This window comes from Spirochaetota bacterium (assembly GCA_038043445.1).
Lineage (GTDB): Bacteria > Spirochaetota > Brachyspiria > Brachyspirales > JACRPF01 > JBBTBY01.
The window spans coordinates 1-15474 of sequence record JBBTBY010000173.1 but is presented as its reverse complement, the minus strand read 5'-3'; the positions used below and the strand labels follow the sequence as shown (position 1 = coordinate 15474).

Genomic DNA, 15474 nt, shown 5'->3' with positions numbered 1-15474 from the left:
TTTCGGGTGAAAATGTTCAGCTGCCCTTCTGTTCTTTCTCGGCCTTTTCTCCGTGATCTCCGTGGTATCTCTTTATCCTTATGTGAGGATTTGGGATTGCCGTACTCCTTGACAAACGGCACGCTCCCGATTATACTAAAAGTGTTAGGATGTTAGACTATCACGGAGTTGCTCATGAGCGGTATTCGGATCATGCTTCCGATCGCAGTTCTATTCTTCACTGGTATGGCGCTTCCGCAGACACCGGCCGCATACTGGAGCTTCGACGAAGGGAGCGGCGATACAGTAAAAGACAGCGCCGGCGGATTTACCGGGAAATTCTCCGGTGCAGTCACATGGATCGCTGGAAAAAGCGGGTCTGCGCTCCATTTTAACGGCATTGACAGCTTCGTCAACTGCGGACTGACACCCGCGCTCAACTTCGCATCCGATTTCACCATCATGCTCTGGCTGAAAGCATCGAAGGCGGGCTCCGACAAGAACCCTTACTCAGGCGTGATCGGAAAATTCATGTACGGGCCGGGCGGGAAAGGCATATCCCGCTATGACATCATTCTGCACACCAGCGGCCAGCTCCGATCGACCGTGCGCGGTGAAAAGAACATCGATACCGGCACGGTCGGCCCGAACCTGCTCGATGACAGCTGGCACCATATTGCTCTCGCCGTCACAAAAACATCGGTAAAGTATTATGCGGACGGAAAGCTCGTAAAGGATACAGCAGGTGAATGGGTACCGAACGCGAATGAAGCGCCGCTGACGATCGGCTACCGTGACGGCGGCATGCCCGCGTTCAACGGCAGCATCGATGAAGTAAAATTCTTCTCCCGTGCCCTCAGCGAAGCGGACATTCGCACACACGTAACAACATCACCGGTGTCGGATTCCCCGGCCGCAAAGGCCGAAAAATCAACTCTCGAGAATATGGTCAAGAACCCAGGCTTTGAGGATGCATCTGACTTTTCCGGGTGGACGCTCAACAATTGGGCGAAAAACGAGGTCGAGGGCGGCATCAACACGGAAAACCCGCGATCCGGGAAGCAGTGCATGCGCGTTTCCATGAACAAGATCACCGGCAGTCCGAATCTTCAGTTCCAGCAGAAGGTGCAGGTAAAAGCGGGGCTTCCCGTGGAGTTTAAATTCTGGCTTCGCGGGAGAGCGAATTCGAAACCCCTCGGCGTTCAGTTCAGAAAACAGAATGCACCGTACACAACGTATTTCCAGAGCGATGCACGGATATCGGAGAATTGGCAGGTGCATTCCTTCGCACTGACGCTCCCTCCCAACACCGATCCCGATGACACGGCGATATTCTTCAACTTGAACGAGGAGAACACTTATTGGATCGATGATATCAGCGTGTGCATCCTGCCCGCAAAGGACGACGGACTTTCGCTCCTCGGCAATCAAATGCCCAACGGATCATTTGAGACCGGGACAGCAAAGTGGTCAGCGACATTCCGTGAATACGGCATATCGGGCGACCTGTCGGATGAAAGCAATGCGAATGCGCAGATCGAATCGGTGCTTACACCCGACGCCCCCCATGGAAAATACGCATTGAGGACCGAAATAATGGGCGGCTGCATCATGATGCTCACAAGCGCATATTTCCCGCTGCGCTACGGTCATCCGGCATCGGTCGGCTTCTGGGTAAAATCGCCGGCAGCAGGAAAGCGGTTCACGGCAAAAATACTTTTTGGAAAGACACATTCCGTCGTTCAGGCGACAAAGACATACACCGCATCGAAAGCCGGCTGGGAATTCTTCGCGATCGCAGCGACACCGCAGCTTTCTAGCTCAAAAACATATTTCATTGAGATCGATATGTTCGACCCCGGTGAATACTTCATCGATTCAGTGACCGCAGTGGACGACAGCACGCCGATGGAAAAGTACGAACCGCGTGTAAGCGCCGGATTCCTTCCGCTCGGAAAGCCCGGCAATGTCGTGTTCCCGGGCGAAACACTCTCGGCAGCACTCAATATCGAGTCATTGTCAGACGGCGACATGACGCTCTTCGTACGCATTGTCGACGCATGGGAGAATAATGTCAAACGCGTACGCATTGAAGCTCCCGTGAAGAACGGCCTCGGCACGGTTTCGATCCCTCTCCCGACAGACAGGTTCGGCTGCTTCAAATGTGAAGCCTTTACAGACAAGGATATCACCAAAGTTCCGCTTGCCGACATGATCTATTCTGTAGTTCCGAAGCTCCCCTCGCCCAAGGCATCGAGCGAAAGATTCTTCGGCGGACATGTCCGCCTCACCCCGCATAATCTCTTCCTTGCCGAGCGCATGGGACTGCGAACGCTGAGACTTCACCCGCCCATTACAACAAAATGGCAGACCATCGCGCGCGACGGATACGTTCTTGATGGCATAAAACGCGCCCATGCCATGGGCTTTACGATATTCGCGAATTTCGACACGGTACCGCCGGAGTATGCAGACGCCCCGGCGGGTACGCCGAAAGCGAATTATGACCGCTGGTGGAACAGTTACGGGCCGAAAGACGCCGATCAGTGGAAACAGTATGTGAAAGACGCCCTCAAAGTGTTCGGCCCCTATATCAGTGAATGGGAGATATGGAATGAGCCGGACGGCGGATTCCTGCAGGTCAAACCGGGTGAAGACAGAGTGCTCGTGTATACGAACATCGCTGCGATCACGAGGAAGGCCGTTGACGAGATCGGCGCGAAGATAACCCTTGTCGGCGGCGCCGTCTCAAGTCCGGCAAAGCCTTTCCTCTACTCGGCGCTTGAATACGGCATGACCGCTGATATCGATGCAGCGTCATTCCACTTCTACTACGAAGATGCGTCCCCTGACGAATCACCGTCACCGAGCATGGTCGAGCGTATACGCGATATGCGTAAGCTCACCGGCAGGAGCGGCAAACCGCTCGAGGTATGGCATACCGAAGGCGGCGCCTGGCTCTTTGACGGCGTTTCATGGCTGCGCTCGCTTCGCGTGCCGAGCGGATCGGCGGTAACACCGTTCAATGCCGCCACCGGGCTCGCACGTACGCTTATTTCACTCAAAGCTGTCGGCACCAAGCGGCATTATCAATATGCGGGGTTCACGCATCAATCCGGCCGCATCATCAACCGCGATGAATGTTCGAGCATGTTCGAATCATCCGGGGAGGCGCTCCCCACTTTTGCGGCGCATGCTGCTGCGGTGCTCATGCTTGAGAGCGCAGAAGGGAACGGCGTCGATGAAAAGCGCATCGGCGCAACGAAAGCGGTCATATGCCGTTTCATGAAGAACGGCAAGCGCATCGAATCGCTTTGGTCGCGTATTCCGGTGAAGATCAGCGATGCCGGCATCAGTGTTGACGGCATGGCGGGCTTTGACATGATGGGCAATCCTGTCGCGTTATCGCAGGACACTCTGCTTACCGAGGCTCCTCTGTACCTTGTCCAGAAATAAGGGCACGTCCCAAAAAATACCAAAGGAGAAGAAGAACATGAAAGCATTCATCATCGCATTGGCCGCCGCCGCGGTCGCATTCGCGCAGGTACCGGCAAAGGCACGCATCGATGTGTACGGAAAGGACACGAAAGTAGAATACAAGGATATCAAAGCGCTCGGGGACGGTAGTGCCGCCATACACGGCTGGGACAAGGTCAACGGGAAATACAATCTTTACTCCGATCTGACGCTGAAGACAGGTGAATGGGTGCAGACAGGTATATCGTTCATACCGCTCGCTGACGGTATTGTCAATCTGCAGCTTAAGGGACCGTACCATAAACCCGAGGGTGAAAAATCAAATCTTCCGGTCTATGTGATCTATGACGATGTCACTGTCGAAGGCGCGACCGGCATGGGCAATCCCGGTTTTGAAACGCTCGCGGAGAACGGGAAACTCACCGCATGGTGGATGCCCGACCCGGCGAATGACGGCATGGACATGACGCTCATCACTGATGCCGCTCTGGTGAAAACCGGCAGTCGCAGTGTGCGCGTGTGGCATAACAAAGGCGTTTCTCAGAACATCACCGTAAAAGCGAATGTCCCGGTCACCATTAAAGTCTGGATATATTTCCAGGCACAATAGCCTCCGCTCCGAAAACACGCACAAGGACAACTCATGCACCATCTCGCAACTGCCGCAGTACTGCTCTGCGTAAGCTTTGTCCTCCTTCCCTACCGGTCATCAGTACTGCTCGATGAAGCGGATACGATCGTATCATGGACTGGGGCAGAAAGCGATACGGCACCGCAATCGCTCATAGACAGTGTACGATGAAGCTCTCGAAGGAAGGACGGCGTTCGTACACACGCCAGCTCACCGATATCCTCGTCACCCGTATCGTCGCGGAAGCGGAAACACATGACGGGCGCGTACCGTCGTTCCGCGAACTTGCGAAGCGATATGATACGAGCATCAATACTGTTCACTATGCGGTCAAGCGCCTCGTACGGGACGGCATTCTCACCGCACGAGCCGGGAGCGGCACATATCTCGCCGACCGATACCGCTCCCGCATCAAAGGCATGTCCAAACGCCGGCATCTGCAGATAACCCTCCTCGTCTCCGACAGCGTCGGCAATCACGCCTGGCTCAATCCGCATATCGAGGCGCTCACGGCATATCAGACAGCGCACGGCGATATCAATTTTTCCGTACACTATTTCCGGGGGCTCGATCTCTTTGCCGAGGCGAATTTCCCCGTCATCGATTATATCAGCAAAGGATACTCGCACGGATCGGTGATCGTATCGCCGGTGAAGCCCGAGAACATACGGCGTTTCGTCCGCGACGATATCCCCATCGTTGCCATGTACAATGAATACCCGGGCATCGACTGCGTGCAGACCGACCCCGAACCGGTGTACCGCGAGATCATGCGCATGGCACACGATCGCCGGCTTCGGCGTATTCTTGTGATCGCCGGCAAAGACAGGAATGCAAAAGCGAACCGTTTCATCGAAGGGCTGCGGGTGTTCTGCGGGGGGAGCGCTGTCATCAGCGCTTCAGAATACGAGTATGCCGGCCGTGAAGCAGCCCGGGACCTTATCCGCGCATCGGCAGCGCAGATACACGAAGCAGAGATCATCGTAACCACCGGTGATGAAACCGCGGTGGCCTGCAGGGAATATATCGCCCGTACCGGCTCGAAAACCGTGCTTATCAATCATTATGACTACGACAGCACCATCGGCGATATCAATATCGAAAAAGCAAGCCGCGGCGAGATGCTCTTCGCGATAGAACTCCTCATGGCACGCATATCCGGCGAAAACCGCCCCCCGAAAAATATCGTCTTCCGCATAGCGGATACCGCGGCCGCATCATAGCGATACCGATATACCAGCACCGCATTTGACAAATTCGCGGCGACTGATTATACTATCTGCATGTTAGCTATAACATCATATTTTCATGCCGAAGCGTAGCATCAGTTTAAGCGATATCGCCCGGCAGGCGAAGGTGAGTGCAATGACCGTATCACGTGCGCTCAATGCACCGGAGAACGTCACCCCCGAGACACGCGACCGTATACTCTCCATCATAAAAAAACACGGCTACCGCAAGGACACATTCGCGAGCATCAACGCACGAAAACGCCACAACATCCAGCACCGGACCATCGCCGTGAACTGCTCCATCGAATCGCTCACTGCCGCACATGATTTCCCCTTCTTCAGCATCATCTATTTCTCCTTCATGCAGGCTATCATGAACCAAGGCTACCGGACCGTGCTCACCGATATCGACCGCGATACCGCGCAGTTCGTGAACGCAGGTCAGGTCGATGCGGTACTTCTCTGCGGGCCCGTCTCCGATGCGTCGCGTGCATTCATTGAACGCTCGCGCGGTGACGCCGCGCTCATCACCGTTTGCGCAGGACCAGGCGCTAACCATGCGATCGACCCTGACGACGAGAGCGGCGGCGCGATGGCGGCACGCATCTTCGCGGAAAACGGACATACGCATGTAGCAGTGTTATCATCGGATGCGGAACCCAATCATCGCGACCGGTTCACCAGTTTCAAACGCACGTTCGGCACAATGGCCAAACGATGCCGTGTGGACCACATCGATGCCCGCCTTGTACGCGAGCAGGCGGTAAGCGATAGCAATGTGCTCGGGGCGCTTACGAAATATTTCAGCAGCGCGCAACCGACCGGAATATTCGTCACGAACAGCTATAGCGCGTACCTCGCCTATCGATTCTTCAATGAACGCGGCATACGCATTCCGAACGATATATCCTTCCTCGGCTATGACAATACGCCGTTCTACCGTACCGCACCGATCGGGCTTTCACGGATATGGTTCGACCCCGCGCTGGCCGGTACGGAAGCGGCCGGTACGGTCGCGGCGATATTCTCAGGGAACGATCCCTCATCGCGCATGCTCCTTCCCGTAACGTACACCGACATGCATTCCGTCACACGATACTCCGCAATCAACGACCATGGAGGCTGATATGTATCGTTCATCGATCGCTGTGTGCGCGCTCCTCGTACCGATACTGCTTTTCGCGGAGCCTGAGCTCATCAAGAACAGCGGCTTCGAAGAAGGCGCGCAGGGCTGGAGCTGGGAGCAATGGGCGGGAAAACCCGAACCGGGAGGGATCGATACGAAGAAAAATTTTTCCGGCACGTCGTCATATCGCCTCTCCATGCCCGGTATAGACGGTGAACGCTGGATATCCGGCGGCGGCATCGTGCTTGCTGCAATAGCGGACTATGAATTCACCATTGCCATCGCCTGCGAGAACGTCCCGAGAGACGCCGTCCGTGTGCAGGTACTGCAGTACGGCACGGAAAAAGATGCGGGGAAAGTCGAGCCGCAGGGCTGGCTGTGGTTCGGCCCGAACAATGACGGGAATATCGTGAAGACCGGCGGTTCGCATGACTGGAAGGAATTCAAAGTGCGTATACCATCGTCCGCAATAAAACCCACTACGAAAAAACTCGGCATCTATATCCGTCATCGTGAGATCGGCATCGGCACGGCATGGATCGATGCGCTTTCGCTCAGCATGGTCCCCGGCACGGAAACGGCGAAAATAGAGCAGCTCGTGACGGAAACGAAGACAGCATCGGCACCGAAGAACGAAGCACCGCAGACGGGCAATCTCCTTTCCGGCGACACCTCATTCGAAACAGGCACCGATGACTGGAAGGACAGCGCATCATCGGAAGGCGGCACAAGCGGCAAATACTGCCTCGCTCTGCCCGCCCGCGCCGTCTCGACACGAAGCCCGAACTACTACGATGTCATACGCCCCGGCACGACCTATACCGTATCGTTCGATGCGAAAAGCGATGTCCCGCTCTCGGTCATCGTCGATGTATGGCACACCTCATACTTCATCATGAAACGCGAGACGGTACAACTCTCGCCGCAGTGGAAACGATACAGCTTCGAGGTACCGGCGCAGAAGGAGAAACACTCGCTCTATATCGTATTCCAGAAGGAAGGATCGGGCACCATGATGCTCGACGCACTTTCCTGCACCGCCAACAATGCGGCAGGCGCTGCGACAAGCGCGGACACGGTCTATCGATCATGCGAAGCGGTATCGGCGAATATGATCATGCGCACGAAGGAACCGGGCAATGTCTTCCTGGCAGGGCCGGAAACGGTGGAGATCGAAGCACGCATCCATAATGCGACAGAAGCATCGTCTTCGTTCTCGCTTCAATCGGCATGCGTCGATCTTGACGGAAATGAGATATCCCGCTCAACCCGTGCGTTCACGGCGAATCGCGGGGACACCGTTGCTCTTCCGTTCACAGCGCTAACGAGCCGCACAGCGGGATATTTTACGGCCCGAATGACCGTACATGCGGGCGGGAAATCGGTCAAGTCCATGGAAATGCCGATCGTCGTGGTGAAAGCACCCCGAGCCTCCGGTGAGAACGAGGGATCGTTCTTCGGCCTGCAGGGGAGCGGCATACCGATGGAGGCGATATCGCGCATCGGCGTGAAATGGATGCGGAATTTCCGCGCCTGGCGCTGGACCGAGCGGAAAAAAGGCGAGATATATATCAATGACGATTCCTATCTCTCACAGCGGACGAACGGCATGCACATCATGGAAACGCTGCAGGCGACCATGATGCCCGACTGGGCGAAAGGCAGCGACGGAAAAATGAAGGACATCGTGGAATACTGCAATTACGCATCGCTCATGGTGAAGCAATTCGGTAAATATTCCCGCTATTGGGAGATCGAGAACGAGCCTGACCTCGTTTTCCCCTCGCATGCGAAGCTTTCCTATCTCGACGGTGCGAAATACTATGCCGATGTACTTATCCGTGCCTCGAAGGCTATCAAAGCGGCCGACCCCAATGCCGTCGTGCTCGGCTCGGGCGTATCCGGCGGTGACTTCAACGGATTCGCGTTCTCGAAGAAAGTATTCGAACTTGCCGCGGATGCATTCGATATCTGGGCCTTCCATCCATACGCCCCCTCACGTAATATCGGACCCTCGGGCATTTGCGTCACACCGGAAGAGAACCGCATGCGCGAGAATCTCCTTGATGCTGAGAAGATAATCAAGGACAACGGCGGGCGCCATCGCTTATGGATCGGCGAACTCGGATGGGCCATCACCACCAACAATCCGTCGTTCGTGAGCAGCTATGCCCGCCAGCACGCCGAGATGATGACGCGCGCGATGATATTAGCGCATTCGGTGCCGACGCTCGAGCATATATTCTGGTTCCTGACCCAAGGCTGTCTTGAAGGCGGCTACGAATACGGTCTCTGGAAGGATGAACGCCGCCCCCTCCCCGCCGTCGCTGCATACGCCACTATCACACGCATGCTCGACAATACGGTGCCGGTTCGGCCGCTGTATGAAAGCGATCTTCGCGCCTATGCGTTCGCCACCAGGGACGGCAACCCCGTCATCGCGATATGGAAATCCGCCGGCGAAGCGACCGAGCTCATCGTGAGCGTAAAACCGGACGCCGTGCGCCTTACCGACATGGTCGGTGTCGATGTGACGCTCGCAACACGCGGGAACGGCATCGTCATCCCGCTCTCCGGCTCTCCGCGATACCTCCGCTCGATATCGATGAGCGTCGAGCAGCTCTGCGCCGCCGTTGAGAAAGCGGCCGTCAGCATCGATGCCGTGAGCATCTCCGTGCTCATGGGCGATCGATCGTCCATCGCGGGAAGCTTAAAGAACAATCTGCCGACGAAGATCGACGGCACGCTCACGATAGCGGTGCCGGACGGGATGAGCGCCGAGAATACATCGCAGCCGTTCTCGCTCGCGCCGTCGGGATCGTCATCGTTCCGTTTCGGCATATCGTCAGGCGATACCGAACGCCTTCGCGGAAAGGAGATAGTTCTCACCGCGCGCATGGACGGCGGCTCGGTGGTCAAGCGTCTCCCGGCGTCCGCGGAAAAATGCACGCAGCGCACCATCGCGTTCGACACCGATCTTTCCGCATGGCGCGCTATTCCCTCGTTCACGCTTGATGAGCGCATCTACATCATGCCGCCCGATGCCGCCCCGACCGTATGGAAGACCCCCGAGAACCTGAGTGCCGTTGCGTACACCGCATGGGATGAACAGTATTTCTATTTCGCCGCGAATGTCCGAGACAACATGTTCTGTCAGGAGTGGTCGGGGGGCGATGTCTGGAAGGGCGACTCGATACAGCTCTCCTTCGATGCGAAGAACGACGCCGTCGAGAAAAAGGTCGGTTATGACGGCAATGACCATGAGTTCAGCATCGCGTTGACGAAGAGCGGTCCGGCCGTATACCGGCATGCCGGCCCCAAAGAATTACCGCAAGGTCCGGTGAAAGGAGCGAAGATCGATATACGAACGCAGGGGGATTACACCGTGTATCAGCTCGCTCTTCCCTGGAGCGAACTCTCCCCGCTTCGCCCGACCGCGGGCAGGATGTTCGGCTTTAATTTCATCATCAACGACAACGACGGCACAGGGCGCGCCTACTGGATGGGGCTCACGCCGGGCATCGGCGAGATGAAATATCCGTATGTGTTCAGGAAATTCGCGCTTTCGGGGAAATAGACGCGGCGATCAGCCCTTCCGCGGGACATGCGCCTCAACGATCGTTTCTATCGCTTCCGCCCACTCCCGATAGCCGCTCTCCGACGGGTGCGTAAGGTCCGGCATGCGCTCGGCGATGATCTCATTGCGCTCGCCGATGAATCGGCTGCCGATATCGATGTATGAAAATCCATGCTCTTTTGCGAACCGGTCTTGCAGTATGCGATTGATCTCAGCTATCGTGCTTCGGTATGGGCTGTCCGGTGTATGCCGCGGCAAGAGCCCTGTCACGAGGACATGCGTCGATACGGAACGCTCTTTCATGAACGCGGTTATCGCACCGATGCCATCGCATATCTCGGACGGCGTATTCGCATGCGCGTTCGGTGTCGTACTGAGATTATTGGTGCCGATAAGGAGAACGGCAAGCTTCGGCGTCTGCCCTTCGAATTCACCGTTCGCAAGACGCCAAAGCACGTTCTGCGTGCGATCCCATCCGAATCCGAGATTGAGCGCATTCCGCTTCCCGTAATATTCCGCCCACACGGCGGCACCGTGGCTCTTGAATGCAATATGTCCCTCGAACAGATGTGTTATTGAGTCACCGATGAAGATGAGATCGTACCGATGAACCTTCACCAGCGTCTTTTTTTCCTCATGTCTGGCATACCAATCGTAGAAGTCGTTCTCAAGCTTCGGCGTCGGCATCACTGCACTGTGCATGAGATCTTAAAGATGAAAGCTATGCTTGATGAGCGGACGCCCTTTCCACTCAAGCTTCCCGGTGATCGAAAGCACCGTCGAGCGGATGAACACGAACACCGCAACCGCTGCCGTCACCGGAAAGAGAAGCGTGAGATACCACGGCATGCCGAAGCGAATTATCGGGCCGCCCCACGAGAGAAGCGAAAGTCCGAGGATGATAAGCGACAGATAGTAGAGCGGCGCGGACTGGAACACCCACACCGACAGCGGAAGCGTTATGACCGGAAGGCAGAACATGCCAGCGAACGAAATGACCATGAACGCGAGCGTCGCAACGCTGTAGCCCATCCCGCCGAACACCGAACGCGAAAGCCCGGCGACCGCATCGAGAAAGCTCGTATACATGCGGCAGGAATGCTGTGCCGTGCAGTCGACAAAGCGCCACTCGAGCCCGGAAGCCTTCACGCGCTTGCCGAGATCGACATCCTCGACAGCGACATCATGCACCGCGGTGTGGCCGCCGATAGCGTCATAGCAGGAGCGGCGGAAGAACAGGAACTGTCCGCAGGATATGGCGAGCATCGATGTCGGGAGCTTTTCCGCGAGCAGTATCGGAAGGAAAAGCATGATGCCCATCGGCATGAGCGGCATGACTATCTTCTCACCGAACGTGACCGCATCCTCATGCGGTATACCGGTGATGAAATCAGCCTTCATTGAGACCATTCCGTCGACCGTAGCGGACAGGAGCGTCGGCATGGGCCGTGTGTCGGCATCCGTAAAGAACAGCATCTCGCCCTTCGCATGCTGCGAAAGCTGATGGCAGGCGAAGCATTTTCCCGTCCACCCCTGCGGGAGCGGCTTCCCTTTAAAGGCACGGATACGTTTATGCTTCTTCGCGTAGCCGCTTATTATCTTCCATGTACTGTCGCTCGAATTATCATCGATAACAAGCACCTCATAATTCTTGTAATCCTGCGCGAGAAAGAGATCAAGACAGGCGCCGATATTCTTCTCCTCATCGCGTGCGGGAATGCATACTGATACGAGCGACCTGTCCTTTGCCCGGGGGAATTTCCCGAGCCGGCGAATGATGACGATGTTCATCATCTCGATCGCAAGGAACATGATAAGAATGCCGAGAAAGACGTAGAGCAGAATGATGAGGATGTTCAGCATAGGATCTCCTGTTATTTATGAACGGAACCGTTCTCCGTTGAGAACGGCTTCGTTCCCCACGGACGAAGCTTGAAGGGCGCCTTGAGCGCGCCCCAATGTTTATACACGATGACCGCGCTGTTAAGGAACGCGATAACGATATAGGCGATACCGGTATCCGTTATCGGATGGATGATGAAAAGCCGCGTGACGATCATATACGCGGATATCGCAAGCGAGGCAAGTGATACCGTCCAGCCGTTCGATTCCTGTATGATATCGAGCAGCATATTACTGAAAAAGAATATCGCGAAACCCTCGAAGGGGAAAAGACCCCAGGCGTACATCACTCCCCACAGGCCGAATGTCGTCGCAATGGCCTTGCCGCCCTTGCCCTTGAGGAACGGCGAGAACGCATGCCCGAACACCGGCGCAATGGCAACAGGGATGAGCGCAAATCCCTTGACATCGAAGATAAGCTGTGCGGCAAGCACGGGACCGGCCGCCTTCGCCAGATCGAGTATAAGGACTATCCAACCGAGTACCGGGCCGCCCATTTTAAACGTATTGACAGCACCGGGATTCCCGTCATTGATCGTACGTACGTCTTTTTTCAGGAAAAGCCAGCACATGATTACAGAGAACGGGATCGCACCGATAAAAAAGTTGACGACGGCTATCGCCGCAATACGAGAGATATCAATGACAACATCGTTCATACGTATTCCTTCTTGATCATGGTCCCGCGGAACGGGGACAGGCTATTCGATATACCCTGAATTCGCAATACCCTTTTCGTGGCAGAATTGTTCTACCCCCAACGGGGGATATGAAAATGGCGATATTCCCGGTTATACGTGCTGCGCCTGAAGCACGGTTATGACAGCCGTACCGACGATATCCTCCACGGAAACACCGCGGGACATGTCATTGACCGGTTTTTTAAGGCCGATGAGCACGGGACCGTACGCATGCCCGCCGCTCATGTACTGTGCGATCTTGTATCCGATATTCCCCGCATCAAGGTCCGGGAACACGAGCACATTCGCCCTGCCGGCGACCGGGCTGTCCTTTGCTTTGCGTTCCGCGACCTCGGGGATTATGGCGGCGTCCAGCTGAAGCTCCCCGTCGATAGCGACATCCGGCGCCATGTTCTTCGCCCGTTCGACGGCATCCCGCACGATATCGACGCTTGCGCCCTGTCCGGAACCGCGGGTAGAATACGAAAGGAAAGCGACCATCGGTTCGATATTGAATTCGGTACGCACCGCTTGCGCGACGGCCACGCCGATAGCAGCGAGCTCTTCGGTGTTCGGTGATATCGTTACCGCCGCATCGGCGAAGAAGAACAGCTTGTCCGTCTCGCCGAGGAGATCTGGTATGAGGAGCGCCATATAGGCAAAGGGATGCGTAAACCCTTCGCGCATGCCGACGGTCATTGCAGCGGCCTTAATAACGGACGCCGTCGTACTTATTGCGCCTGAAAGCATGCCGTCGGCATCACCGAGAGAGACCATCATCCCTCCGAAATAGAGCGGTTTTGCGATAAGACGTTCAGCGACAGAGTCGCTCACATCGCGCCGCTTGCAGTATTCATGAGCGAAGCGCTCACGTCGGGCATCCGACACCGGAACAATGGCCACATCGCCGATGTCGGCACCGAGAGATTCAGCACGACGGCGTATATCATCCGGCTCTCCGATGAGTATCGGTACGGCAAGTCTCTCCCTTTGTATTATCGCTATCGCGGAAAGCGTACGCTCGTCCATCGGTTCGGCGAACACGATACGCCTGGGGTCCCGTTTCGCCTCGTCGAAGAATCGCCGGAAGTTCATGACGCCCTCCCGATCACGGCCGCGCTATAACCATTGCCCCGCCGATGCCGCCCGACGCGCATGCCGCGGCCAGTCCGAATTTCGAATCCTTATTCTCCATCATCGCGTAGATGAGGCTCAATACGAGACGCGTACCCGTAGCCGCCAACGGATGACCGAGCGGTATCGACCCCCCATGCGGGTTGAGCCGTCCATCGCGCCAGAGCGCTTCCCAGTCACAGCCGAATTCCTTCTTCGATTCAGCGAACGCTGACAACACCGTTGCCGCGAACGCCTCATGGAGCTCGATATTCGTGACCGCATCGAAGCTCACGCCGGCACGTTTGAGCGCAATGGGTGCCGCATGCGCAGGTGCAATGCCCATATACGCGGGGTTCACCCCGGCGGTGGCGTATGACAGCACTTCGGCAAGTACCGGAAGGCCCAATCGGACTGCGGCGCTTTCTGACGCCACGATGACCGCCGCGGCGGCATCACTTCTCGCGCAGGAGTTGAACAGCGTCACTGTCGGTTCAGTTTCACCCGCATGATATTTCCTTTCCGGGATGAACGCGCCGAAATCGTCGTAGAATTTCGAGAAGGGGTGGTCCGTTGTCTGGAAGAGCACGGGCGCTTTGGTGAACATCGATGCATCCTCGACGAGCGCCTTGCGTGCATAGACATATTCGTCACGTTCGAGCGACACGCCGTTCGCCGAGAACGGGATGACATGCGAACCATAAAAACCGTTCTCTTCGGCGGCAAAGCATCGACGGAATGTTTCCGCCGCGTAATCATCCTGCATGGTGCGGGTTATCCCGTATCGCTGGGCGCATACCTCGGCCGTTTCTGCCATATTGATATGCTTTACCTGATCGGTCAATCCCTCTTCGATACAGTCGATGATGGCAACTTCCTTATCATCCCAAAGCGTCTGCCAATTCGCTTTCAGCGCGTTCATATTGCGAAGCGGCTTCTGGGAGCGGGCGCCGCGTATCGCATAGGGAAAGCTCGACATCGATTCCGTCCCGCCTGCGATGAACACCTCGCCTTCATCAAGCTGTATGGCACGCACCGCCGATGCTATCGATTCCATGCCGGATACGCAGTTGCTTTGTACGGTATATGCGGTCGCGGTCTCGGGTATGCCGGAAAGCAGCCCCGCGATACGGGCTATGTTCGGCGCATGCGAGCCCTGCCCTACCCAGCCCATAATAAGCCCGTCAATGGCTGCCGGATCGAGCGAATACTGTGCCAAAAGGCCCTTGATCGCATGGGTAAGCAGGTCTTCCGGCTGCACCGCTGCAAGCGTCTTGCCGAGATGACCGATGGGCGTCCGCACACCGCCGCAGATGAGGACTCGCTTTTTCATGATGCCCTCCTCGTACCTCTGTGCGATTCTATTATAACAAAAATCCGCGCGAAGTCTTCTTCTTGACATAGCGTGCGATTAATAGTACTATTCACAGCATTCGGGACAAGGCGGCATATATGAGTACGACGATTACGGCGAATGATCTAAAAACGAAGGGTGTAAGCGCGATCTCCGGCGCATCGAACAAGGGCGAGCATGAAGTGCTGGTGACTGTTCGGGGGAAAACCGAGTTTGTCATCATCCCTATTGCGCAGTACAACCATCTCAGGGAATGTGAACTCGAGGCGGCACTGGCACAATCCCGCGCCGATATGAAGAAAGGCCGCTACCGGATCGAGCCGGCGGCACGGCACATGAAGAGAATTCGTCGTGCCTAGGATACTATTCACAGAACAGTATGAGAAACGGGCAAAACGATTCG

General features: G+C 56.1%; 12 protein-coding genes. 7 read left to right on the top strand and 5 right to left on the bottom strand.

Annotated features, from left to right (window positions below):
- The first annotated feature begins 174 nt into the window (after positions 1 to 174).
- The 6 genes from AABZ39_20925 to AABZ39_20900 all read left to right on the top strand — a co-directional run bounded on the left by AABZ39_20925 (position 175) and on the right by AABZ39_20900 (position 10022).
- The gene (locus AABZ39_20925; GenBank protein ID MEK6797252.1) at positions 175 to 3435 is read left to right on the top strand and encodes a LamG-like jellyroll fold domain-containing protein; all 3261 of its coding nucleotides are present in this window, start codon (positions 175 to 177) and stop codon (positions 3433 to 3435) included.
- 37 nt (positions 3436 to 3472) lie between these two features.
- The gene (locus AABZ39_20920) at positions 3473 to 4066 is read left to right on the top strand and encodes a hypothetical protein (GenBank protein ID MEK6797251.1); all 594 of its coding nucleotides are present in this window, start codon (positions 3473 to 3475) and stop codon (positions 4064 to 4066) included.
- 33 nt (positions 4067 to 4099) lie between these two features.
- Positions 4100 to 4258 carry a hypothetical protein gene (locus AABZ39_20915; protein ID MEK6797250.1) on the top strand — a complete coding sequence of 53 codons (159 nt, stop codon included), beginning with the start codon at positions 4100 to 4102 and terminating at the stop codon, positions 4256 to 4258.
- Positions 4255 to 5310: a GntR family transcriptional regulator gene (locus AABZ39_20910; GenBank protein MEK6797249.1), complete on the top strand. Its 1056-nt coding sequence runs from the start codon at positions 4255 to 4257 to the stop codon at positions 5308 to 5310. Before AABZ39_20915 ends, AABZ39_20910 begins: the two co-directional genes overlap by 4 nt.
- Before the next feature lie 85 nt (positions 5311 to 5395).
- Positions 5396 to 6445 carry a LacI family DNA-binding transcriptional regulator gene (locus AABZ39_20905; protein MEK6797248.1) on the top strand — a complete coding sequence of 350 codons (1050 nt, stop codon included), beginning with the start codon at positions 5396 to 5398 and terminating at the stop codon, positions 6443 to 6445.
- Between the two features lies 1 nt (position 6446).
- Complete coding sequence (locus AABZ39_20900; GenBank protein ID MEK6797247.1) at positions 6447 to 10022, top strand: sugar-binding protein; 3576 nt, start codon at positions 6447 to 6449, stop codon at positions 10020 to 10022.
- Between the two features lie 9 nt (positions 10023 to 10031).
- Here AABZ39_20900 and AABZ39_20895 read toward each other — a convergent pair whose 3' ends face one another.
- The 5 genes from AABZ39_20895 to AABZ39_20875 all read right to left on the bottom strand — a co-directional run bounded on the left by AABZ39_20895 (position 10032) and on the right by AABZ39_20875 (position 15050).
- The gene (locus tag AABZ39_20895; protein MEK6797246.1) at positions 10032 to 10709 is read right to left on the bottom strand and encodes a GDSL-type esterase/lipase family protein; all 678 of its coding nucleotides are present in this window, start codon (positions 10707 to 10709) and stop codon (positions 10032 to 10034) included.
- Positions 10710 to 10730: 21 nt separating this feature from the next.
- Positions 10731 to 11885, bottom strand: coding sequence for a glycosyltransferase (locus AABZ39_20890; protein MEK6797245.1), 1155 nt, complete (start codon positions 11883 to 11885; stop codon positions 10731 to 10733).
- Positions 11886 to 11896: 11 nt separating this feature from the next.
- Positions 11897 to 12583 carry a glycerol-3-phosphate acyltransferase gene (locus AABZ39_20885; protein ID MEK6797244.1) on the bottom strand — a complete coding sequence of 229 codons (687 nt, stop codon included), beginning with the start codon at positions 12581 to 12583 and terminating at the stop codon, positions 11897 to 11899.
- 132 nt (positions 12584 to 12715) lie between these two features.
- On the bottom strand, positions 12716 to 13699 hold the full coding sequence (locus AABZ39_20880) for a phosphate acyltransferase (protein MEK6797243.1): 984 nt from the start codon (positions 13697 to 13699) through the stop codon (positions 12716 to 12718).
- 13 nt (positions 13700 to 13712) lie between these two features.
- Positions 13713 to 15050 carry a thiolase family protein gene (locus AABZ39_20875; GenBank protein ID MEK6797242.1) on the bottom strand — a complete coding sequence of 446 codons (1338 nt, stop codon included), beginning with the start codon at positions 15048 to 15050 and terminating at the stop codon, positions 13713 to 13715.
- A 119-nt stretch (positions 15051 to 15169) separates the two neighbouring features.
- On the opposite strand from AABZ39_20875, the gene AABZ39_20870 reads away from it, so the two are divergent.
- Positions 15170 to 15430 carry a type II toxin-antitoxin system prevent-host-death family antitoxin gene (locus tag AABZ39_20870; GenBank protein ID MEK6797241.1) on the top strand — a complete coding sequence of 87 codons (261 nt, stop codon included), beginning with the start codon at positions 15170 to 15172 and terminating at the stop codon, positions 15428 to 15430.
- Positions 15431 to 15474: the final 44 nt, after the last annotated feature.